At 32.7% G+C, this 24,427-nt stretch carries 26 protein-coding genes; 23 read left to right on the forward strand and 3 right to left on the reverse strand.

Features of this window, described 5'->3' with window-relative positions:
* The first annotated feature begins 128 nt into the window (after positions 1–128).
* The 16 genes from O1A01_RS12460 (at position 129) to O1A01_RS12535 (ending at position 17,399) form a co-directional block, all read left to right on the forward strand.
* Positions 129–1,082: a YncE family protein gene (locus O1A01_RS12460; RefSeq protein ID WP_270066345.1), complete on the forward strand. Its 954-nt coding sequence runs from the start codon at positions 129–131 to the stop codon at positions 1,080–1,082.
* Positions 1,079–1,750 (forward strand): response regulator transcription factor, encoded by a 672-nt coding sequence (locus O1A01_RS12465; protein WP_066413615.1) that lies wholly within the window; start codon positions 1,079–1,081, stop codon positions 1,748–1,750. Before O1A01_RS12460 ends, O1A01_RS12465 begins: the two co-directional genes overlap by 4 nt.
* A complete protein-coding gene (locus O1A01_RS12470; RefSeq protein WP_066413623.1) occupies positions 1,747–3,153 on the forward strand; it encodes a sensor histidine kinase in 1,407 nt (468 codons plus the stop codon). Before O1A01_RS12465 ends, O1A01_RS12470 begins: the two co-directional genes overlap by 4 nt.
* A 17-nt stretch (positions 3,154–3,170) precedes the next feature.
* Entirely contained in the window at positions 3,171–3,698 is a 528-nt protein-coding gene (locus tag O1A01_RS12475; protein WP_066413625.1) for a FixH family protein, read from the forward strand.
* Between the two features lie 147 nt (positions 3,699–3,845).
* On the forward strand, positions 3,846–4,187 hold the full coding sequence (locus tag O1A01_RS12480) for a hypothetical protein (protein ID WP_066413628.1): 342 nt from the start codon (positions 3,846–3,848) through the stop codon (positions 4,185–4,187).
* A 7-nt stretch (positions 4,188–4,194) separates the two neighbouring features.
* Positions 4,195–4,743 carry a GNAT family N-acetyltransferase gene (locus O1A01_RS12485; protein WP_066413631.1) on the forward strand — a complete coding sequence of 183 codons (549 nt, stop codon included), beginning with the start codon at positions 4,195–4,197 and terminating at the stop codon, positions 4,741–4,743.
* A gap of 200 nt (positions 4,744–4,943) precedes the next feature.
* A complete protein-coding gene (locus O1A01_RS12490) occupies positions 4,944–5,687 on the forward strand; it encodes a polymer-forming cytoskeletal protein (protein ID WP_066413634.1) in 744 nt (247 codons plus the stop codon).
* Between the two features lie 190 nt (positions 5,688–5,877).
* Positions 5,878–7,083 (forward strand): D-alanyl-D-alanine carboxypeptidase family protein, encoded by a 1,206-nt coding sequence (locus tag O1A01_RS12495; RefSeq protein WP_066413636.1) that lies wholly within the window; start codon positions 5,878–5,880, stop codon positions 7,081–7,083.
* Positions 7,084–7,188: 105 nt separating this feature from the next.
* Entirely contained in the window at positions 7,189–7,632 is a 444-nt protein-coding gene (locus O1A01_RS12500) for a PNPOx family protein (RefSeq protein ID WP_066413638.1), read from the forward strand.
* A 242-nt stretch (positions 7,633–7,874) separates the two neighbouring features.
* Positions 7,875–9,089, forward strand: a complete 1,215-nt coding sequence (locus O1A01_RS12505; RefSeq protein ID WP_270066346.1) for an EAL domain-containing protein — start codon at positions 7,875–7,877, stop codon at positions 9,087–9,089.
* 230 nt (positions 9,090–9,319) lie between these two features.
* Complete coding sequence (locus tag O1A01_RS12510) at positions 9,320–11,542, forward strand: poly(ethylene terephthalate) hydrolase family protein (RefSeq protein ID WP_270066347.1); 2,223 nt, start codon at positions 9,320–9,322, stop codon at positions 11,540–11,542.
* Positions 11,543–11,756: 214 nt separating this feature from the next.
* Positions 11,757–12,266, forward strand: coding sequence for a PTS sugar transporter subunit IIA (locus tag O1A01_RS12515; protein ID WP_270066348.1), 510 nt, complete (start codon positions 11,757–11,759; stop codon positions 12,264–12,266).
* A gap of 27 nt (positions 12,267–12,293) precedes the next feature.
* Positions 12,294–13,697 (forward strand): PTS system trehalose-specific EIIBC component, encoded by a 1,404-nt coding sequence (gene treP, locus O1A01_RS12520; protein ID WP_270066409.1) that lies wholly within the window; start codon positions 12,294–12,296, stop codon positions 13,695–13,697.
* A 36-nt stretch (positions 13,698–13,733) separates the two neighbouring features.
* A complete protein-coding gene (gene treC, locus O1A01_RS12525; protein ID WP_066413651.1) occupies positions 13,734–15,443 on the forward strand; it encodes an alpha,alpha-phosphotrehalase in 1,710 nt (569 codons plus the stop codon).
* 204 nt (positions 15,444–15,647) lie between these two features.
* Positions 15,648–16,301: a glycoside hydrolase domain-containing protein gene (locus O1A01_RS12530; RefSeq protein ID WP_066413652.1), complete on the forward strand. Its 654-nt coding sequence runs from the start codon at positions 15,648–15,650 to the stop codon at positions 16,299–16,301.
* Between the two features lie 201 nt (positions 16,302–16,502).
* Positions 16,503–17,399 carry a chemotaxis protein gene (locus O1A01_RS12535; RefSeq protein ID WP_270066349.1) on the forward strand — a complete coding sequence of 299 codons (897 nt, stop codon included), beginning with the start codon at positions 16,503–16,505 and terminating at the stop codon, positions 17,397–17,399.
* Between the two features lie 118 nt (positions 17,400–17,517).
* Here O1A01_RS12535 and O1A01_RS12540 read toward each other — a convergent pair whose 3' ends face one another.
* The 3 genes from O1A01_RS12540 to O1A01_RS12550 form a co-directional block, all read right to left on the reverse strand.
* A complete protein-coding gene (locus O1A01_RS12540; RefSeq protein ID WP_066413660.1) occupies positions 17,518–17,997 on the reverse strand; it encodes a YkyB family protein in 480 nt (159 codons plus the stop codon).
* Between the two features lie 37 nt (positions 17,998–18,034).
* Positions 18,035–18,244 carry a hypothetical protein gene (locus tag O1A01_RS12545; RefSeq protein WP_157076607.1) on the reverse strand — a complete coding sequence of 70 codons (210 nt, stop codon included), beginning with the start codon at positions 18,242–18,244 and terminating at the stop codon, positions 18,035–18,037.
* Between the two features lie 144 nt (positions 18,245–18,388).
* Complete coding sequence (locus O1A01_RS12550; protein WP_084380276.1) at positions 18,389–19,267, reverse strand: metallophosphoesterase; 879 nt, start codon at positions 19,265–19,267, stop codon at positions 18,389–18,391.
* A gap of 136 nt (positions 19,268–19,403) precedes the next feature.
* On the opposite strand from O1A01_RS12550, the gene fadH reads away from it, so the two are divergent.
* The 7 genes from fadH (at position 19,404) to O1A01_RS12585 (ending at position 24,422) form a co-directional block, all read left to right on the forward strand.
* Positions 19,404–20,162, forward strand: coding sequence for a 2,4-dienoyl-CoA reductase (gene fadH / locus O1A01_RS12555; protein ID WP_066413662.1), 759 nt, complete (start codon positions 19,404–19,406; stop codon positions 20,160–20,162).
* 105 nt (positions 20,163–20,267) lie between these two features.
* Positions 20,268–20,861, forward strand: coding sequence for a LysM peptidoglycan-binding domain-containing protein (locus O1A01_RS12560; RefSeq protein WP_066413664.1), 594 nt, complete (start codon positions 20,268–20,270; stop codon positions 20,859–20,861).
* A gap of 82 nt (positions 20,862–20,943) precedes the next feature.
* Positions 20,944–22,152 carry an EAL domain-containing protein gene (locus tag O1A01_RS12565; RefSeq protein WP_066413671.1) on the forward strand — a complete coding sequence of 403 codons (1,209 nt, stop codon included), beginning with the start codon at positions 20,944–20,946 and terminating at the stop codon, positions 22,150–22,152.
* A gap of 66 nt (positions 22,153–22,218) precedes the next feature.
* Positions 22,219–22,461, forward strand: coding sequence for a hypothetical protein (locus O1A01_RS12570; RefSeq protein ID WP_066413673.1), 243 nt, complete (start codon positions 22,219–22,221; stop codon positions 22,459–22,461).
* Between the two features lie 172 nt (positions 22,462–22,633).
* Positions 22,634–23,299, forward strand: a complete 666-nt coding sequence (locus tag O1A01_RS12575; protein WP_066413675.1) for a DUF3993 domain-containing protein — start codon at positions 22,634–22,636, stop codon at positions 23,297–23,299.
* A gap of 481 nt (positions 23,300–23,780) precedes the next feature.
* Complete coding sequence (locus O1A01_RS12580; protein WP_066413677.1) at positions 23,781–24,017, forward strand: YkuJ family protein; 237 nt, start codon at positions 23,781–23,783, stop codon at positions 24,015–24,017.
* 15 nt (positions 24,018–24,032) lie between these two features.
* Entirely contained in the window at positions 24,033–24,422 is a 390-nt protein-coding gene (locus O1A01_RS12585) for a YueI family protein (protein ID WP_270066350.1), read from the forward strand.
* Positions 24,423–24,427: the final 5 nt, after the last annotated feature.

Raw genomic sequence — 24,427 nt, forward strand, 5'->3', positions numbered from 1 at the left:
TCTATTATATTTAATATAGAATATCATGCAAGAATATTAGTGGGAAGCACATGTCCGTAGCGAAGTACAACGTCAAAAATGTAATCAATAAACTATTTTCTAGTTAAACTACCTAGGGAGCTTATGTAATGATACGTACTATATTTTTTCTATTATGCTTTTTAACTTTAATTGGGTGTTCAAATCAGCAAATATCTATTCCAGAGTTTGAGGAGAAACCTATTATCGTTAGTCATTTAAAATCATCCGATATTAGTTTTATATCTAACGGAAAAATCTCCACTATACCGCTCTCTTTTACCATTACAGATATAGTCGAAACAACCAATTTTGTAGTAATAGGAAGTAAAAATGATGGGGTCTTATATAAACTCGATTTTGAAGAGAATAAGATTGATTCTCTCACTTCTAAAAGCGAAGGGATATCAAAGTTGTATTACGAGGAAAGTACTGGAGTTCTTTTTATTGTGAATGCTCTTGAAAATAGTGTAGAACTTGTCGATGTAGAAAACGGACAGACTTTAACAAAGATAGAAGTTGGGCAATACCCGATAGATATGATTGTGAGTGGGGAAATGGGCTACGTGTTAAACAGTGAAAGTCACTCTGTTTCCGTAATTGATTTAAAAAAGGAAGAAGTACTGTTCGATTTTCCAGTACTAGAAAGACCTTCTGGAATGTTACTAGTGAATGACGTTTTATATATCGGTGGACATGGGAAAAGTGGTGTGCTTAACAACCAAATTTATATATATAGCGCGACAACGGGAGAAATGATGGGATCAAAAGAGGTGGGGTTAATGCCGATCGATTTCTCTTTTGACAACAATACGGAATATATTTATGTCGTTTGCCATGGGTCGAATGAAGTTATAAAAATAGACAGTCAAGATTTAATCGTAAAGGATAAGTTAACGGTTGCGAGTAATCCCAATTTTATTAATAGTGATGAAAATTATTTATACGTTACAAGCTTAGATGGAAATGAACTAACGATTATTAACCTATCTACCTTCCGTGTAATAGATACATTTACAATTGATAACGGTCCATTTGTTGTAATACCAGGAGGAGAATTATGACACTTTCAACAAAAATATTAGTAGTAGATGATGAAAAAGAAATGTGTGATTTAGTTCGTGCCTATTTAGAAAAAGAAGGTCATTATGTGGACACCATTTTTAATGGGGAGGAAGCAGTAACTTTAGCAAAGGAAAAAAATTATGACATAATAATACTAGACGTTATGATGCCTGGGGTTGATGGTTTTACAGTTTGCCAACGTATTCGGGAATTCTCAACTACTCCGATTATTATGTTAACTGCAAGAAGTGATGAACATGACAAAGTAATGGGCTTGAAAATTGGAGCTGATGACTATGTGTTAAAACCTTTTAGCCCAAAAGAGTTAGTTGCAAGGGTTGAAGCCTTGTTAAGGAGAACAGCAATCGTTCAGTCTGATACTTTCCAAGTAGGACCAATTAAAGTAAAAAAAAATGCAAGACAAATGTTTTTATATGATGACGAACTCTCACTAGCGAGACGAGAATATGATCTTCTATTATTTTTACTTGAGCATAAAGGTCAAGTTTTTTCAAGAAATCAACTATACGATACAGTATGGGGAAATGAAAATGATATAGGTACATTACGTACAGTAGACACGCATATAAAAACGTTACGCTACAAACTAAAATCTGCAGGCTCTCAAATTAAAACAGTTTGGGGAGTAGGGTACAAATTTGAATGAAAATATCATACAAATTTATGAATAGTTCAATAAAAAAACAAATATGGCTATCCATCTTAATAGTAACAACTTTTACTAGTCTTTTGTTTATTTCATTCACGTATTATATGTATGAAAAGCTATACATAGAAAAACAAGTGGAAGCATTACAACTTCAAGGTGTGCAATTGAAGGATATGTATTATGAGACGAGTCTTGAAACCTTTAGTCAGCAACTAAAGGTGTTAGATGAGAGTCTTGAGTCATCGATTATTTATACAGACGACCCTATGTTATTAGGAAGTGGATCTCCAGTTCATATGTTTGAAGGACAAAATTTAATTTCTTTTCAAGAAAGGCAGCAATTACTTGAAGGAGAAACGGTGCAAATAGTACGGCTGCATGAACGATTAAATCAAGAAATACTTGCAGTAGTTGTTCCCCTCTTATCTCAAGATCAACTTGTAGGAGCTATTTTCTTATATTTACCGTTAGAAGCTATTTCTAATGTGTTTCAACCTATACGTCTAGTTTTATATGTTGGTATACCAATAGCAATTATCATTGTTTTACTAGCAGGTTTTACAATATCAAATTATGTAACGAAGCCTATTTTGGATATAAAAAATGTGACCGAAAAGATGGCGAAAGGTGATTATTCTAGTCGCATTAAAGTAAAAAGAGAAAATGAACTCTCTCACCTAGCGCTCTCTATAAATAAGCTATCATACACGTTAGAAAAAGTAGAAGAAGAAAGAAGGGGATTTTTAGCAAATGTGTCCCATGAGTTAAGAACACCGTTAAGTTATATGAAAGGCTATACAGAAGGATTTGAGGAAGGTTTAGTCGATAGAGAGAAGTATATACTTACGGTACAAAAAGAAGTGGATAGAATGGAAAGACTTGTTCATAATTTACTTGATTTAGCTCAGCTTGAAGGTGATTCCTATCCGATAGAATTTCATCCACTCGTTTTATCTGAACTCATTGTTGATGTTGTTTCCCGATTAGAATGGGTAGCCAATGAGAAAAATGTTAGTTTTGAACATACATTAAATGAAGAAATAATTGTTTTTGCAGATCGAGATAGATTGGACCAAGTGTTAACGAATATCGTTCAGAATGCTATCACTTATTCAAAACAATTTTCAAGTATATTCATCGAGTTAACTACCAACAATGGAAAGGCTAACATAATTATACGTGATGAAGGTATCGGTATACCTGAAAAGGATCTACCTCATATAATGGAACGATTTTATCGCGTCAATAAAGCTAGAACTAGGGCTGATGGTGGTACAGGTTTAGGGTTGGCTATAGCTGAACAAATAATAAAGAAACATCAAGGATCAATTAACATCCATTCAAAAATTAATGAAGGTACTACTGTAACAATATCGTTACCTATTTTTGAATTAGAATGAACGAAAGGAGAAGGACAATGAGAATATTAAAATTTTTATTAACTAGTTTTACATTACTAATCGTGTTAGTTGCTTGTGGAGGTGGGGATGGAGCAACTGGTGACAATAATAACGAAATCCCGAAAATGGTAGAAGTAGATTTACAAGTAGATGATAGAGTGACTCCTAATGAACCAATACAGTTTAAAACTTTCGTAACACAGGGCAATGAAAATGTTGATGATGCAGATGAAGTTGTTTATGAAATATGGAATGTACAAGATGGTAGAGAGAAAAGCGAGATGATTGAAGCGCTCCATAGTGGGAATGGATTATATGAAATAGAGCATACTTTAACTAACGAGAACGTATATTTCGTGCAAGTGCATGTTACAGCAAGAAATTTGCATGTAATGCCTATGAAGCATTTCGTTGTTGGAGATTTTACAGAGGAAGAAGTGGAAGCATTACTACATGAGTACGAAATGAAAAAGGATGATCATAGTAATCACCACAATGATGATTCTCATGAAACGGAAGAAGAAACCAACCATAATGAAGGATAAAAAATCAGAAACTACACTATTAATGAATAGTGTAGTTTTTTTGTAACAATTAATTGTAAAAAAAATTAACAAAATTATGATAGAAAATAATATACTAGAAAAAAGGGTTACTGCATAGATTGATAGAAAGGAATTTAGGAGGAAGGCATGAAGTTCAAAAGGTTTTTTATGAGTGGATTAGGTGTTCTAATTATCGTAGGAGCTTTACTATTAATGCTAAATCCTCATATAAGAGGTGCAGTAAAATTAGTCGTTGCAGAAGATCCATTTGTTGAGGTTCAAGAGTCATCTAGTAGCAAAAAGGTGATGGCTCATTGGGATGAGGGAGAAGGTATACAAACATTATTAGAAGAGTTAGAAAATGATGGTTGGATGATGGAAGACCATTTCGGCTCTGCATTTATGTTTACTAATAATGATAGAACATTAGTCGTGAACATATGGAAGTGGACAGACTATTTTGTTGTAGCAGAAATGACGGAAGGTTAGGTATCATATGAAAAAAACACCAACATTAGAAACAGAACGATTATTATTAAGAACATTAAAAGTTAGTGATGCGGAGTCGATTTATCTCTATTTTTCTGAGGAAGAAATGTTACGTTATTATGGAATGGAACCTTTTGCGAATATTATAGAGGCAGAAAAGTTTGTAAAAGATTTCTTAGATGATTACAAATTAATTTATCGTTGGGGAATTGTGGAAAAAGGAAGTTACGAACTTATAGGAACTTGCGGTTTTCATGCAATTTCTGAAAACCATAAACGCGCAGAGATTGGATACGAAATAGCGAAACCATTTTGGGGAAAAGGGTATGCGACAGAAGCAGTGAGTCGTTTAGTTCAATACGGCTTTGAAGAATTTCAATGGAACCGCATCGGAGCAAACGTTTATCCCAACAATAAAGGCTCCCAACGTGTTTTAGAAAAACTAGGTTTTACACATGAAGGTAGACTGCGTGGATATATCCAACAAGGGAAAATTGCCCACGACACTAACGTTTTTTCCATCCTTAAAGATGAATTTCACCAAAAAAAGAACTAGAATCCTAGTTCTTTTTTTTGCGATTGTAAGTCGATTACTTAAAAAATGAAACGCCACTTTTCATAACAAGCTTATTTCCATTGATAGAGACTGATTTTATCAAAAGGTCTCAACACATTTCCACCCGCAGACTGATTAATAACGAATAATAGATTGTTATAATAACAGTAACAAATAATCGTTAAAAAGGGGAAGTTTCTATGGAAGAGCAAAAAGTATTACAAGACTTAAAGATTAACGGGAGTATGGTAGTCTCAGGTGGTTCCTTTAACGAAGTTTCCATTAATGGAAAAGGGACAATTAACGGAGATGTTCAATGTAAAGAATTTAAAATAAATGGAGCATGTGATGTTAATGGAAAGCTAAAGGCTGAAACAGGAGTCATTCGAGGAAACACTAATGTAGAAGAAGATCTTTACATCGGAGATTTTAGTGTATATGGAAATGCTACATTACAAGGAAATTTATATACATCATTATTTAACGTAAAAGGTTCTTGTTCTGTTGAAAAATCAATTAATGCAGAAGTAATCAAACCATACGGCCGATTAAAAGTGGGAGATAGTTGTCGGGCTGATAATTTTATTGCAAGAGGTGTTTTCGATATCAATGATACACTAGATTCAAAAATAATAGATGTTACGATAAATGGTGGAAAATGCTCCGCAAACGTAATAAAAGGAGAGCAAGTATCCGTTAAACTAAAAGGAGAGGAAGGATTTTTAAAAGTACTCAAAAGTTTATTTTCTTTTGGAGATGATAGAGGAACACTAAAAGCAAATGAAATTATTGGAAACGACATACAATTAGCAGCGACGAAAGCAAAATTAGTAAAAGGTGATCGTATTACACTAAATGATGGCTGTGATATAGAATTAGTGGAATATACGGAAAGCTTAGAAATAGTCGGGAAAGCGCGTGTAATAGAAAGTAAAAAAGTATAAATATTTTGTGGACTACTCGATGTAAAGTAGTCCTTTTTTTAGTTTTTTAAATATTTTTATTGTTTACTATTATTTTCCTATATTAAAGTTATGTAACAAATAATCTTAACTTACTGAAAAATGCGCATGAATCAGTTACACTTTTAATTGCATAATAATACAAGTGCAAGAAAAGTGAAAGGTAGATAGGATGAGAAAATTAATTATAATGGTAGCAGTTTTGTTACTCTTTTTTGCTACAATTTTTCCAAAAGAAAGTAAAGCAGACCTTGATTTATATAGTGAAGCCGTTATTTTAATAGATGCGAAATCTGGAAATGTATTATTTGAAAAAAATAGTGAACAAATGATGTATCCAGCAAGTATTACAAAAATAGTAACTGGCATTATAGCTATAGAAGAAGGAAACTTAGATGATATAGTAACGATTAGTGAAAACGCAAGAAATCAAGTCGGTACGAGAGTATATTTACTAGAGGGAGAAAAAGTACCACTTTTAAAATTAATACAAGGACTTTTAATTAATTCCGGTAACGATGCAGGTACAGCAATAGCAGAATATTTTAACGGTAGCGAAAAAGCATTCGCAGACAGAATGACGAAATTCGTGAAAGAAAAAATCGGTGTTCACGACACAGTATTTAAAAATCCACACGGGTTATTCGACGAAGAACATGTTACGACAGCTAAAGATATGGCTAAAATTGCTCAATATGCAATGAAAAACGATCAATTCCGCGAAATAGTAAGTACGAAAGAAATGGATTGGGTTGGTGAAGGATGGGAAACAACACTTTATAACCACCATCGACTCCTTTGGGATTACGAAGGAACAACCGGGATTAAAAATGGTTGGGTCGAACAGTCGGGACATACTTTAGTTACGTCAGCTACAAGAGATGGACAAGAATTAATTGTTGTTACATTAAACGCTCCTTCCGCACAAAATGCATATTATGACACGATGGCCTTACTAGATTACGGATTTTTTAACTTCTCAACGGAGAAAATTGCCTCTGCTGGAGATGTATTAACTTCAGAAGATGGAGAGAAATATAACGTGATAAATGATATTTGGATTACTACTGAAGAAGAGACGATGATCTCCTATAAGGTAGATGATGAAGGTCAATTTATCGTTACAAATGGAAAAGAATCAGACATTATTTTAGATAGTGTTGAACTAGAATCATCAGAACAACTTACTAGAGGTGCTATATCACCAATTCAAGAAAAAGAGAATAGTAAACAAACAGAAAGTAACCCAACATTTTCGTTAGTGTGGATTGCAATTGTTTTATTGAGTTTGTTTGCAGCATTTTTGCTACTTAACTTTCGATTAAAAGAAAAACGAAATAAAACTAAAATGGACTATTCACTTAGAAGTTTAAAATAATGCGAGTAGACAAATTAAGAAAAACAAGGAATAAGTTGAAACATTTGGCGTAATAACTATTATTTGTATATAATATTGGTACATGATAAAAAGGGAGGAAGTACATTGGCTAAAGTTTTAGATCGTCTACAACAAGAACTTATCGATTCTCTTCAAGGGGAGAAAATTGTATCTTTAATTACGACAGATAAAGATACAAATAAACCTAACTTAAGTATTGTTTCATGGCTTGTTGCACATCAAGATGGTAAAACAATTAAATTTGCACTAGGTCATAATGCTGAGAGTGCATTTAATATTATGGAGAATTCAAATCTAATTTTAGGCGTTTACGGAGCGGATTCTTGTTATTCTATTAACGGTAAGGGAACTGTTTCTGATGTTATTACTAAATCAATGAAATATCGTGTCGTTACTGTTGCAATTGATTCTGTAGAAGATGTAATGTTTTACGGTGGGAAGTTAACGAAAGAACCAGAATATGTGAAAACGTATGATGAAGAATTAGCTAAAAAGCTTGATAGTGAAGTTTATGAACTATTAAAATAAGTAGAATGAAGCCTATTGTAGCAAATGCTCCAGTAGGCTTATTTATTAAATATAAGTATAATTATTAAAATAAAAAAAACGTATAAGAAAATAGGTTAATATTGGTTAATTTTATGGTTAAATTAGCCTATTTTTGCGCTTAGTTTTAAAAAGTTGTTGAATTTTGTCACTTTTTATCGAATCTTTGGTAAAATGAAGTTTGTGTTCTTTTATATAGAAAGATTTTAGGAGTGACATCATTTATGAAAAGTTTAAATGAACAATTCGAAGATAAGTTGTTCATGTTTATTGAAAACTTAGGCGATTTATACGATGGCTGGTTTTTATTATCATTTTTACCACCAAACGACTTCCAACTTATAAGAAAAAGTGAACATAATGAAACATGGTCAAAATTCTTACCTGAAAAAGGGACGACTCTTAGTGTACATACAATTTTTCAAGATGAAAGCGTTTATAATCGTTTAAGGAAAAAGTTAAGAAACTGTATTTTTTCTTTAAAATCTTCGAAATATCGTGAAGGTATTTCGATAAACGGAAAATTGACTTACATAGAAATGGAATTAGTACCACTTCAAATCGAAAAAGAAATATATATTTTAACGTTAATTAGAGATATTACTACTCAAGTTCATCAAGAAAATTCGAATAATGATAGCTTAAAAAAAGTACAAAGAACACTACTTTTAGAATATGAAATGCATCGGGCTATCGAAAATAACGAGTTTGAAGTGTACTACCAACCTAAGCTACATGTTAAACAAAAGAAAGTTAATATTGAAGCATTAATACGTTGGTTTAATCCTCGATTAGGTGGGATTGAGCCCTCAGAATTTATACCGTTGGCAGAAAAGTTTCAAATAATACGACCAATTACAAATATAGTATTAAAGCAGATTTTTAATGATTATAAAGAGTTAGAAAACGTTTATAAAGATACAATTCTTTCCGTTAATATATCATCACTTCTTTTGAAAGATGAAGAATGGATTAAACAACTAAAGGAAATGGTAGAAAAGCGTGATGATATTGATTTATCAAATATCGAATTAGAAATTACAGAGCATTCTTTAATAGATTTGGATACTGCTAAAAAAGGAATAAAAACACTTTCTGAACTAGGTTTCGCTGTCACTTTGGATGACTTCGGATCTAAATATTCTTCTCTTCAATATTTGAGGGAAATCCAATGTCAAAAAATAAAAATTAATAAATCATTTACAAAGAATATTCAAACCGTTATAGATGAAAGACGTGTATTACAAAAAATAATTGATTTTGCCCATTCTTTAGGATTAGAAGTAACAGCTGTCGGAATAGAAGATGAATCTTTATTAAAAATTTTAAAATCTTATAATTGTGATGAATTACAAGGTTTTTGGTTAGGAAAACCTACAGAAAAAAAGCTCCTATTAAAAGGTATACCTGAAAACTTGAAACGTTTGATTAATAGTTAACTTTTGTATCAAAAATATAATCAAAATAAAAAACTCGCTAAATTAGAGCGAGTTTTTGTCGTTTTTTTGAAAAACTATATACTTTTTTTATTTTTTCATTATTTAACTATTTTGCTAGAAAAATTTTGATACAATGATAGTAGGATATGTATTCCAAAAGATGGAGAATTGGAGAATTTATATAGCTCGAAGGAATGCTGTAAAAGTAAAATACAATAAGGTGAAAAAGAATGATGAAACTATACATAGGTATAAATAAACTTTTGCAAATAATTATTTCGTTTTTTACTAATAGTTGGGTGGCAATAACAAAAGGAATGTTATTATATGTACCGATATTCATTTTTATAATGGGGTACTTTTTAGTATTAGGGGTTGGGAAATGGTTTGATATATTATTTATATCTGTTTTAGGGATTATAGGGTTTGTTACAAGTTACATAATAATAAGAATTATTCTTTTAATGGTGAAAAAGATTCCATATACATTTATTTATATAACTGTAGGATTACTAACTGCTATTTATATGGTTGGACTTTATTTAGGACCGTATTTCCGCTATTTAGCGTACATGGTTTTATTGTTAGGTGCAATTATTGGTTTCACAATATCCATTTTAAGAATAAAAAATATATCCGTTTTATGGAAGGTTAGTACAGTATTATTTACGATTACTATTCATGCTATCGTTATTGGAATTGTAATAACTCCTGGTGAACGAGGAGAATGGAACGTAGAGTTAATAGGTGATCCCCCTAATTTAGTAAATCCTGCTGAAACTGGTCAATATACTATTCAATATTTTACATATGGTAGTGGGAATGACAATAGAAGGGATGAGTTTGGAGATAACGTAACTTATGAGACATCTACTGTAAATATGTCTCCAGTAACTGTTACTCCTAAAGGAATAAATAGTTTTTATCGTAAATGGTATTGGGGATTTGAACTAAATTCAGCACCATTAAATGGTCGTGTTTGGATGCCGAAAGAAGGGGATGGCCCACATCCGCTTGTATTAATTGTTCATGGTAACCATAATATGGTAGAACATTCAGATAGAGGTTATTCCTATTTAGGTGAATTGTTAGCTTCAAAAGGCTATATCGCTGTATCGGTAGACCAAAATTTCCTAAATTCTAGTAAGTTTGGTCATATAGGTTGGGATAATGCTGGACGTGCATGGTTGTTACTTAAACATTTGGAGCAATGGGCAAAATGGAACGTCCAAATGGACCACGACTTATATCGGAAAGTAGATATGAATAATATTGCATTAATTGGCCATTCACGTGGTGGTGAAGCTGTTAGTATTGCAGCTGTGCTTAATGAATTAGAAAGGTTTCCTAACAATGCGAGAGTAAAAATGGATTTTGACTTTTCCATTCGAGCTCTAATTGGATTATCACCTGGTGAAGGAAGATTTAATCCTGGTGATGAACCAATAAGTTTGGAAAATATCAATTACTTAACAATTCAAGGCTCACACGATACGGACCACACATCGTACCACGGTATAAAAACTTTTAACCGAGTAACTTTTACAGAAAATTATGATGGGTTTAAAAGTTCAATATATATTTACGGTGGAAATCATGGACAATTTAACAAAGATTGGATTGTTGACCGTTCACCACCATATTCATGGTTCATTAATAGAAGCGCGTTGCTTTCACCAGAAATGCAACAACATATTACGAAATTTTACGTAACAGCATTTTTAGAAGCTTCGTTGAAAGAAAAAGATGAGTATCGCGAGTTATTTTCAAATAAAGAGATTTCTAGTGCATGGGTACCAACAGATCCATTGCGTATTCAATTTGAAGATAGTGACTTTCAAGCTATAGCAACGTTTGAAGAAGATGTAGATGTTACAACGGTAACAGTACCAAATGGAAAAATAGATGGACGAAGTTTAAGAGTTTGGAGAGAAGTCGGTTTAACGCTACGTAATGGTGATTTACAACATAATCGGGCAGTGAAACTTGGATGGTTAAAGTCTTCAAGTAGATACATTATAAATGTACCAGAAGATATCTCTAACACATTTACTGATCAAACTGTTTTACGCTTTGACGCAGTTCACGCTCATGAAAGTCGGTATACATTTAGAGGATTACCGATCGATGAACAATATAGACAGAAAAGTATACCGATAAAGGTTAGTATGAAGCCGAAAGGAATTCACCAATATGATGCAAGAATTGAAAAAACTATTCATATTGAACCTACCTTTACTTCAGACCTTTACCGTTGGGATTGGAGAAACGAGAAAATAGGAACAAATTACGAACATATCTTACAAACGTATGAAATACCAATAAGTTATCTTCAAGAGGAATTTCCTAATATTGCATTTGACTCTATTCATGAAATTGTATTCTCACTAAATGAAACAGACAGTGGTCTTATTATTCTAGATAATATTGGTTTTGCCGAAAAAGCTCATTAACTTAGTTAATGAGCTTTTTTTATATAAAAGGAAGGATATACAAGAAGTACTGTGAAAGAAGGATAATGAAATGATATAAATTGGGGAAATTATTAGTATCATAATTTTCTTAAGTGAAAATAATTGACTAACTTGTATATACAAGTTAATATAATGTTCGTAAGATACACAGTAAAATCAAAAGTAATAGTTATTACATAATGGAGGGTTATTTATGTTTAAAAAATTATTTGGCCTAAAAAAAGAAGAACAAAAGAAAACAGAAGAGATGCTATTTTCTCCAATTACAGGAAATATAGTTGATTTAGAAGCTGTTCCTGATCCAACATTTTCTCAAAAAATGATGGGGGATGGACTTGCGATTGAACCGACAGAAGGTGTTGTTGTTTCACCTGTAAACGGAGAGGTTATTCAATTTTTCCACACAAAACATGCAATCGGAATTCGTTCAGAAAGTGGGGCAGAAATATTAATACACGTAGGATTAGAAACGGTTTCTATGAATGGTGAAGGTTTTGAAGGACATGTACAAGAAGGTGACAAAGTTAAAGTAGGACAAACATTATTAACTTTTAACATTGATTTAATAAAAGAGAAAGCAGCAAGCACAGTTACTCCAGTTGTTATTACAAATAGCGATAACATGAAAGAAATAGAAAAGAAAGCAAGTGGAAACGTTATAAAAGGTGAAAGTGAATTTTTATATGTAAAGGCAAATAATTAAACAAGGCGAGGAGGTAATGTTTTGGACTTGAAAAGCTCAACAGAAGAGATTATCGAAGCCATTGGTGGAAAAGAAAATGTAAGCGCAGCTACTCACTGTGTTACAAGATTAAGGCTAGCATTGCATGATGAAAGCAAAGTTAATAAAGAAATGTTAGAAGAGATAGATGTAGTAAAAGGTGCTTTTTCAACAAATGGTCAATATCAAATAGTTATTGGAAATGGGACAGTAAATAAAGTTTACAAAGACTTTGTTGCACTAACTGGTGTTGGAGAAGCGTCTAAAGATGAAGTGAAAAAAGCAGCAGAATCCAATATGAATGCGCTTCAAAGAGCGATCAAAACATTAGCTGACATATTTATCCCTATTCTTCCTGCCATTGTAACAGCTGGGTTATTAATGGGGATTAATAACTTATTAACAAACCCTGGAATTTTTTATAGCAATGCGTCTGTAGTAGATATGCATCCACAATTTGGTGATATCTCAAGCATCATTAACTTAATTGCCAATACAGCGTTCGTGTTCTTACCTGGTTTAATTGGTTGGTCAGCTGTAAAAAGGTTCGGTGGAAGTGAATTGTTAGGGATTGTATTAGGTTTAATGCTAGTGCATCCAGATTTATTAAATGCTTGGGGTTACGCTGAAGCTCAAGAGCAAGGAGCGGTAGGTACTTGGAATCTTTTCGGTTTTGAAATAGAAAAGGTTGGATACCAAGGACAAGTGTTACCAGTACTAGTGGCCGCTTACCTACTTGCAAAGGTTGAGCAATTCCTTGCAAAAAGAGTGCCGGATTCTATTCATTTATTGATTGTACCGCCAGTAACACTATTGTTAACCGGTTTTATTACGTTTGCAGCAATTGGACCTATTACATTTACAGTTGGTAATTTCTTAACTAGTGGGTTTGTCTCGATTTTTGAAGCGGTGCCAGTGTTAGGTGGACTTATATATGGTGGCTTTTACTCACCACTTGTCATCACTGGAATGCATCATACATTTTTAGCGGTAGATCTTCAGTTAATTGCTTCTATTGGTGGAACATTTTTATGGCCGATGGTAGCGTTGTCGAATATTGCACAAGGTTCAGCTGCCTTTGCAATGATGGTTGCTACTAAAGATGAAAAGCTAAAAGGATTGGCCTTAACATCTTCTATCTCTGCGTGGCTTGGAATTACAGAACCAGCAATGTTTGGAGTGAATTTGCGATATCGATATCCATTTATCGCTGCGATGATAGGATCCGCTATTGCGGGGATTGTTATCACATTAGCAGGTGTATATGCTCCATCAATTGGTGTTGGTGGCTTACCAGCATTCTTCTCTATCCCAACTACCTTTTGGGGAATTTTCTTTATTGGTATGGGAATAGTGTTAATTGTTCCATTCATCATTACGCTAATAATTGCTAAAGTAAAAGATAAAAAATAATTATATCGGTTATATAGATAAATAGAGGTGTAGCTTATGTCTAAAAAGAATCATTTAATAAAAGAAGAACCGTGGTGGAAAAGGTCTGTTGTTTATCAAATATATCCAAAAAGCTTCCACGATACGACTGGAAATGGCGTAGGTGATATTCAAGGGATTATTAGTAAGCTAGACTATTTAAAAGAGTTAGGTATCGACGTTATCTGGCTAACTCCAATATATAAATCACCCCAGAGAGACAATGGATATGATATAAGTGATTATTATTCCATACATGAAGAATATGGTACGATGGAAGATTTTGACCGCCTCCTACATGAAGCACATAATCGTGACATAAAAGTAATTATGGATATAGTGGTGAACCATACTTCAACAGAGCATGAATGGTTTCAACAATCAAAGAAAGCAAAGGATAATAAATACCGCGATTTTTATATATGGAAAGATGGAAAAGAAAATGGAAGTGAACCTACGAACTGGCAATCGAAGTTTGGTGGCAACGCATGGGAATTCGATAAAAAAACAGGTCAATGGTACTTACACTTATTTGATGTAACACAGGCAGATTTAAATTGGGAAAATGAAGAAGTTCGACAAAAAGTTTATGAAATGATGACCTTCTGGTTTGACAAAGGTGTTGACGGTTTCCGCTTAGACGTTATTAATTTAATCTCTAAGAATCAAAACTTCCCGGATGATGACGGTAGTGTAGCGCCAGGGGACGGTAGGAAATTTTATACAGATGGTCCTCGTGTGCACGAGTTTATGAATGAAATGAATCAAAAAGTTTTTTCGAAATATGATAGTATGACGGTTGGCGAAATGTCATCTACAACGATTGATCATTGTATAAAGTATACACAACCTGAACGAAACGAATTAAGTATGACGTTCAACTTCCACCATTTAAAGGTCGATTACCCTAATGGTGAAAAATGGTCTGTAGCTGATTTTGATTTTCAACAACTTAAAGACATCCTATCAACATGGCAAATCGAGATGCATAAAGGGGGAGGATGGAACGCTTTATTTTGGTGTAATCATGATCAACCTCGTATTGTATCGCGCTATGGTGATGATAAAAAGTACCATAAGCAATCGGCAAAAATGTTGGCAACGAGTATGCATATGATGCAAGGAACTCCTTATATTTATCAGGGCGAAGAATTCGGTATGACAAACCCTGGATATAATGATATTTCTAAATACCGGGATGTCGAATCATTAAATTTGTATAAAATGAAGATAGACGAAGGATTTTCGGAAGAAGAGGTTCTTCATATTCTCCGTCATAAATCCCGTGACAACTCGAGAACGCCTGTACAATGGGATAGTACTCCTAATGCTGGCTTTACGAAAGGAACACCTTGGATTGATGTAGCAGAAAATTTTAATGAAATAAATGCTGCTGTAGCGTTAAATGAAAAAGATTCTATTTTTTATCATTACAAACAATTAATTGAGCTTCGTAAACAATACGATGTTATTACGTGGGGCGACTTTCAGTTAATTTATAAAAATCACCCTGAAATATTCGCCTATGTAAGAAATTGGCAAGATGAAAAATTGTTAGTAGTTAACAATTTTTACGGAAAAGAAACAGATTTTACGTTACCTAATGAAGTTGATGCATCAAATATGCAGGCGGAAATTCTACTTACAAATTATGATGATTCAAGTATTAACTATAAAAAACTTACATTAAGACCGTATGAGTCTATTGTTTACTATTTAACTAAGTAACAAATTTACTAACATAAAAAACGGCTAACTTAAAAACATATTTATTTAATGACTATTATAGGTTCATCTATAATAGTCATTTTTATAATAGTACATTCATAAATTATAGTTATGGATGTAAAAATCCTACATATATTTATTAAGTAAAGATAAATTAGTTAGCCGATAAAGGTCTTTAAGGATTAGGGCTATGGGGGTGATAGAATGCCTAATAATAAAATATGGGGTGTTGACTCCGCAGTTGCTGTAACGGAAGAGTTATTTCAATGTGTAAAAAGTAACTTCGGTTATCCAAAATATTGGGGTAGATATTTAGCAGAAGTAGCAGATGTTTCGGATGGACTTACGAAAGAAGAAATTACATTAATTCGTAACAAAGGTATAAAAGTGATGCCCCTTTATAATATTCATGCTAGCGCTGTTGGGTACGAACAAGGAAGAGTTATGGCAAGAAATGCAGTTTTTCATGTAAGAAAATTAGGGATTCCGGAAAATGTGGTCATCTTTGCAAGTATAGAAAAGTCTTTAGAAGTAGACGAAGCATTCATTCGAGCTTGGGTTGAAACAATTCTACCAACTGGCTACCGATCAGGCTTCTATGTTGATCCAGTAGCAGGAGAGTTTTCATCTGCATACTGTGAAGCGATTAAAAATAATGCAGATATAGCAGTTCAATCAATTTTATGGAGTGCTGAGCCAGAACAAGGGGTTACAAAAGAAAATAGGGCCCCAAGGTATAAACCAGCAAGCCCCCGTTGTCGGTCCAATGTATGGGCTTGGCAATATGGAAGGAATGCACCACAATGTCCAATAAATACAAACTTAGCAGATAGAAAATTAGTAAACTATTTATATTGACAAACTGGGATGTCTTAAAAGTCAGTAAAGACTGACTTTTAAGACCCTTTTTTATTTTACTTTTTCGAAGCATCTTCTCAAGGTTGTCAAATAAAGTTTTTTTAAAAAAGAAATATCTATTATATATAAACCCTTTAAACAAAATACCGATATTAAGTATAGGTAAAATGATTCAAGAGATTTGAAAGAAGGCGAACCTATATGGAATGGAAACAAGAAGTTATAGAAGAAAGAAAAACAAATGAAGTTGAAATATTACAATTTACTTTAGATAACACAGACTTCGGAATTAATGTGCTAAAAGTACGAGAAATTATCTTACCATCAACAGTAACGAAAATTCCGCATTCTCACCAACACGTAGAGGGAATAATCGAACTACGGGGAGAAGTACTTCCTGTCATAAATTTAAGAGTAGCATTAGGTATGGATCCTAATATAGAAAAAAATGAAGAAAAATTCATAATAGCTGAGTTTAATAGTATGAAAGTCGTGATGCGAGTAGATCATGTATCAAGAATCAATCGTTTTTCATGGGATCGTATGGAAAAACCGGAATCTATTCGAGATGGGCTCGACCTTTACGTCACAAGTGTCTTGAAGTTGGAAGAAAAAATGGTATTAATATTAGATGTGGAAAAAATACTATATGAAATATACCCTAACCTTGGAGTACCTACTATACAACATAATGTAGAACGTGCAAATAAAAAAGTAGTGATTGTAGAAGATTCACCAATGTTACGCCAACTTTTACAAGAAACATTACTTGAAGCAGGTTACGAAAACTTAATTTTATTTGAAAATGGACAAGATGCGTTGACATATTTACAATCCGCTGTAAAAGAAGGTAATGAACAGTTAGATGTCATGATTACTGATATTGAAATGCCATTAATAGACGGCTTAACACTAACAAAAATAGTGAAAGAAGATTCGGACTTGAAAGAGATTACGGTAATCATCTTTTCATCTCTAATAACCGATCAATTACGTCATAAAGGAGAAAAGGTTGGGGCCGATGACCAAATTAGTAAGCCACAGCTTTCTCAACTTATCGATACATTAGATAAACATGCATCTTTACAAAAATCATAGTAAATCCTCAGCATTTACACCTAGAGAACTAGAGGCATAGATGAACAACATTAAGATAGGAGCTATGCACGAAAATAAAAAGTAGCCTAGTGGTTGGCTACTTTTATTTCTATGTATTTTAACGATAGCTTTCACCAAGTCGTTTAAAGATTGGCTTTTGATGTTTAGGTTGGAAAGTACCTTTTTTACCATATGTATCATTTGTAGGATAAAAATTAGTATATGTTTGTAATAACTTTTTCGCAGTAGATAATGACATATTTGTTTTTGGGTTTCGATAATGATCATTTAAAACACCTAAATGGGGTAATGAATGAAAATCATCTTTATGTGCAGGTATATGAAAGTAATATTCACCAGCCAACACGAGCACATCAGATTGTTGTCTACTTTTTTTGGGGTTTCTCGAAAAGTGCAACCCTTTTTTCACTGCTTTTCCTTCGCTAATTAATTTTTCTAATGCTTTTCTCTTAAGTGAGTATAAGTATTTAGGATCAGGTGCTGTTTTAGCATGTCTGTTTACAGTGAAAATTGCTCGAGAGAGGTTTTCAATGGAAGGCGTTATAGAGGATTTATTTTCATATGATTTATTATGCATTTTCTATCTCCTTTCTTTACCATACATTATACTATTACTAATCAAGTAAATGCAATGAATATTGGTTGTACAAAAAAACATAAAAATATGGGTAAGGTGTATAAAATGGTCGATAGTAAGGATATGGTGGGTAATAATAAATAGGTCTTGGTCTAAATAAGAAAGGGCTAACTGCTAAACCTGCTAAAAACGGAAAAAAAGGGAAAAATCTACTGTCATGAGTATGTTGCGGCTGACGAAAATACATCCGTATATATACCTCCTTTATATAAGTCAGTATATTTTATGAAATTACGTCTACTATCGAGCATGTTCTTACATATAAAAGAGGGTGAGACAAAACTACTAAAATAATCATGATAAAATAGTTATGTCCCAACCACTTTTATATTTATTCTGAATCACGATCAACATGTTGCAGTGAAAAAACTGTTATTTCCGGTGGTGCAAAAAATCGATACGGTTGTCTAGTTGTTCCTAGTCCACGATTAACATATAAGGTCAAATCGTTTATATAGAAGAAACCTTCTACATATTTGGAACCTAGAGGAGGCGTTATAATTGGTCCAACAAAAGGAATTTGTACTTGTCCACCATGCGTATGACCTGAAAGCTGCAATTGAACACGAAATTGTCTTGATATTTCATCTGCAATATCGGGTTCATGTACTAGAAGAATCGTGAAATTTTCACTCGGTATATTATCCAAAGCCTCAGTGAAGCTGGGACGTCCTAGCATTAAATCGTCTACACCAGCAATATAAATTTTTTCAGAGTTTATCGCTTCAATATAAACATTTTCATTTTTTAATAGTTTAAAATCAGCTTTATTCATTATTTCTTCATATATTTCCGTACCATACCCTCCGTGATCATGGTTTCCATAAATCGAAAACTTGCCGTAAGGAGCATTGATTTTTTTCAGTATCGCAATTAAATCCTCTGCTCTCTCATAATGTAACGGGTCATCCATTAAATCACCAGTAAAGAAGACAATATCGGGTTTTTCCTTATTAATTTTATTTACAACTTCTACTAAATCTTCTTCGGTAAAAGAATGTCCAACGTGTGTATCAGAAAATTGAACGATTTTCATATTAGAGAAGCTTTTCGGTATGAGGTTATGTTGAATAGAATAATAATTCATTTTGATTTGTTTTGGCTCTATAAAACGAGAATATATATATCCAACTGTACTTGCAATTAAAGTTGTAAATATTAGTTTCCATATACCTTTAAAAAAGCTACGTCGTGTAATTGTCTTTTTCATGTCCATCAAACCAATCGTATTGTAATTAACTTGACTATTATAGCATTTTTCTTCTTTATTTGTCTTACTATAAATATGTAATGTATTTCAAATATTATGATTTTTATGTACTATTGAATAGAAAGGGGAGATTAATGTGAATAGAAAAGTAGCGGTAATAACAGGTGGTTCAAGCGGAATGGGGAAATACATGGGTAAGAAATATAGTGATGAAGGATATGACGTTATTCTAACTGGAAGAAGTAAGGAAAGATTGATGGGTGCTATTGAAGAATTACAGATGGAAAACGCTATCCCGTTCGAAATGGACGTTCGAAATTTAGAAAAAGTAAAAGAAATGGTAGAGGAAATTGATCGATTATATGGACGAATAGACGTATTAATTAATAATGCTGCAGGCAATTTTGTTTGCCCGGTTGAAAAGCTATCACCAAATGGATGGAACTCTGTCATAGATATTGTATTAAATGGAACTTTTTACTGTTCTTCTGAGGTAGGGAAATATTGGATTGCTAAAGGGGTAACTGGCAACATAATTAATATGGTAGCAACATATGCATGGAATGCAGGTGCTGGTGTAGCGCATTCAGCTGCTGCTAAAGCAGGTGTATTATCGTTAACGAGAACATTAGCTGTAGAATGGGGAACTAAATATGGGATAAGAGTTAATGCGATTGCACCGGGTCCGATTGAACGGACTGGAGGTGCAGATAAATTATTACAATCAGAGGAAGATATGTTAAAAATAAAAGAAAGTGTACCTTTAAAACGTTTTGGTAAACCAGAAGAAATTGCTGAACTTGCGTTTTTTATTAGTTCTGAGAAAGCAAGCTACATGAATGGAGAATGTGTTACATTAGACGGAGGTCAATGGTTGCAACCATTTCCTTTTTAAAAACGTAATACTGTCGGTATAGCATACACAACATACAAAAATATTATTTTATACACTTACACATACTAACAATAACTAATTGTTAGTAAGGGAGTAAGGAATAAAATGAGCTTATTTTATAAACACGAATGGGACGAAGAAAATAAAGAACTTACGTTATATATTAATCAGACTGTCGCTTTTTCGGAATTTGCATCAGAGCTTTTGCCAAGAAATTTGAAGAATAATAATGCGAAAAATACGTTATTGGAAGCTGCGAAAGAATATGTACAGACCAATATAGGTTCTTTCAATCAAATAAGTACGTATCGAATAAAATTTCAAAATTTCCTTGTAGCAGTATTACCAAAAAATAAAGTAGCAAATTCTAATGAAACAACTGGCAATAATGAATCATTCCAATATACTGATTATGTTTATTACATTGTTCAGGATAGCGAGAAATTAAAAGAGATATGCAACCTCCTAAATGTGAAAGAAGAGACAATAAGAGCGTACAATGGTTTGACAGAGGATAACATATCTTCAGGAATGAAGTTGAAAATCCCGGTATATCACCATACAGTCGTAACAGCTGATAGCTTACATCGAATCGCTCAAAAATATAATGTTTCAAAGGAGTCGATTAGAGTGATTAATAATTTTTCAACAGATTGCTTAAGTTTAGGACAACAAATCGTTATTCCAAAACCAATCTAAGTTTAGAGGTTATCTCATCTACGAATAACTAAGTTTCCATGGTATAATAAGTATTATTTGTGTATGGAAAGAGGCAAAAACGATGGATCCTTTAGATATTATTGGAAATATTGATGACGTATTTCCTTACTATCAAGCAATATTTAGTGCAGATAAACAAGAGGTAATAGGATATGAGGTATTAGGTCGGATTCATTTAAATGAAGAGTTGAAAAGTTTAGGAGGATTTTTTCTCGATAAGACCGTTCCTGACGAATTTAAACAAGAAGTGGACCTAGTAATAATTGAAAAAGCTCTTAAGAAAATTGTCTCTACTGGTGAAAACACACTATTATTCATTAACCAACACGCAGAAATTTTATTAGATGATAAGGAAGAAAAAATATTAAAATTATTATTACAATATGAGGAGAAAGGGTTATCTCTACATAATATAGTTTTGGAAATAGCTGGTACAGAAACATTAACTGATAAGGATTCTTTTATTAATTTAATTCAATATTATAAAACATATGGAATAAAAATTGCAGTTACTAAAATAAGCGGAACTCACTTATCCTTTTTGGCTAAACTTGAACCTACCATATTAAAAATTGATGTAAAAATATTACGTGAATCGTATGAGATGAGTACTCACGAAGACGTTTTACATTCCATTTCAGTATTGGCAAGGAAAATGGGATCAACATTACTCTATGAAAATATGGAAGCGTCTTTTCAACTTCAATATGCTTGGCGTAACGGTGGTCGTTATTATCAAGGTTACTACCTACATAAACCATCTGCGACGTTAGTAGAAAAACAGTATGCCAAAGAAAAGTTAAAAGGTAAGTTTCATGAGTTTATTAGGTATGAAAAGAGAAAATTAGAAGCAATACAACGTTTGACAGAAGAATTGCAAGAAAAAGTTCAAACATATCTTACACAACTTAGACCTGGTGCGGAATTAGATGAGTGGTTATTAGGTCTTGTTACACCGTTTCATAAGCAAAGTTTTCGTATGTATATTTGCGATGAAGACGGTTTTCAATTATCCTCCAATATAGTAAACCTTGATGGGAAATGGCTAGCTCAACAACATTATTTAAATAAAAACTGGAGCTGGAGACCGTACTTTTTGGAAAATATTATGAAGATGAGGGTGGACAGGAAAGGGATATTATCTGACGTTTATAATGATATTGAAACGAAAGAGCCAATTCGTACATTTTCTTATCCAATAACTCGTAATTTGTACTTATATGTTGATTTGTCCTATGAGTATTTATATGAAATAAATGACTTATTATAAAATGAATATCCTACCTATTTTTGTGAAAAATAAAATTATCAACATTTCTAGGTAGGTGGAATAAAGATGGGTGCTTTTGACTTCACTTTACTAATTTTAGCCTCTGTTATTTTGGGTGCCTCCTTACTTTATACATTTTCTGTAGGAAGAAGAAGATATGCACATCCAACGGAACATGATTCCGAAGTGGATAAAGATGTAAGAGCTCATTACGCAACGAAAAATCCTGTATTTTTAGCATATATTATTGCAGCAGTACTTGCGCTATTATATATTGCTTATGCAGCGATGAGATTTGGAACTTATTGATAAGCTTGTTAACCTCGAATTTCTTACAAGGAAGTTCGAGGTTTTTCTATTCTTTTTACGTTTTCTTTCGTCTATTTTGTCAAAAGGGAGTAGAATTTTACGAACGGTTCTTTATCATTTGTTGGCATAACGGTTGTACAATAAACATAGACAAGCTATGGGAGGAAAAGTGATGAAGTCGATGTGGAAAAAAGTAGTAGTGTTTAGTAGCTGTATAATACTATTATTCGTTATTAATTCACCGCGCATATTGGCAAATGAATACCTAACGGAAGAAGAAGTTATACATTTTGTGAAAAATGCCTCAAACGCACAACTTTCATTAACCGAAAAAAACCGTTCACTTCAAGAAGTAGAAGCCATTTTAAACCCTTACTTTTCAAATTTGTATATTCAATACTTTTTAGAAGAACATTTACAAAAGGAAAGAGGAGGATATCGGACATCAGGTACAGATTTTACAATTTTTTATGTTCCTTTTTTCACCTACACTGATCAAACGGAAATAATTTATGATGAACAGGAATCAAGTATTCATATTATTGAATTTTTCCCTAAAGATTTGGAACACCTTAGTTTATATGAGGACCATTATGAATCTATTACGATGAGGAAAATTGACGATGAATGGAAAATTACTCAATACGATTTTGTTTATGAAAAGCCGGCTATATTAAGTGAACCGACTGCTAAAAAAGAGAGTATAAAATTTGTAAAAACTATTACTCCTTTTGAGCAGCGAACAACCATTCAATCTGTATTGTCTTTAACATATGTTCCATATCACACTGCCAAGCCTCTATTGTTATTTGCTTCTGGATATTATTATAATCTTTAACATAATGTGAACAAGCCCAAAAAATATGGGCTTGTTTTCGTTTCATTTATTGTGTTACATCTATTATTCCTTTATAATTATGTACCTAAGTTCCAAAATTGGCTCTAGCTTTTTGTAATTATTAGCGAAATTACTACATCTGTATGTAAACAAAAGTTAGCCTGGAAAAAAGTTAGTAATGTTGCTCGCTAAATGTTGTATTATTCATTTTTTATAGAATAGTTCGTATTTATAAAAAATGTTTTTTTACCACTGTTCATGGGGAGCATATGGAAAAGCGTATTTAATGGTATATTCATTTATAGACCTCTTTTAGATGTTTATTTATGATTTTTATATCAATTTTCGTTACAATACTATTTGGAACAAGCTTCGTCTTTTTTATTTCACATAAAACTTTTTAATTTTGAACAAAAAAGAATGTGTGAAATTAAGAATGCGAATGCTAAAGATAGAAGGATTAAAAAGGAGTGAGAGAACGTTGTCAGTATTAGTTGGAATAGTTAAACGTTTAAAAGATTTAAAAGAAGTAGGTACAGAAAACAACGAACCATCACAACGCTTTTTTGAAGTAAATGGTGAAAAGGTGTGTAGTGTTAAATATTTTCCTAAAAATGATACATATGAATTAGAGGTATATCGTGGAGATACCCCTAGCACTTATCAGTTCGACAATATCGATATGATCGCGATTGAAATTTTCGAACTGCTTGATTAATTAAAGGAGTTTGCTATGAGTAAAAACATCGATGATTATTTAGATCGTGGAATGAAAGGGAATCCAGAAACAAAGCCAAGTGAAAGAAGAGAGTATTTAACGCAACTGAGGGAACGAATTATTATTGCGTTAACGAACGGTCAAGTGTTAAATAAAAAAGTGTACTACCCGTTAGAAGATTTAATGAAAAGGTACCCTCAATGTCATTTATATTTAGATGGCGAATTAGGTTATCAAAATCTATCCAAATATGTCCGACTTGCTAATGCAAACAAAGTTCCGTTTACGATGGTAGATGATAAACAGTTTTCAACCAAAATTGGGCTTGTATTATCTAACGCAACAGCGATAGATAAAGAAAATATATTTGTAGAACAGGAAGAGTTTTTAAGACATTTAAGATAGGAGTG

The sequence above is a fragment of the Sutcliffiella sp. NC1 genome (genome assembly GCF_027594365.1).
Classification (GTDB): Bacteria; Bacillota; Bacilli; order Bacillales; family Bacillaceae_I; genus Sutcliffiella; species Sutcliffiella cohnii.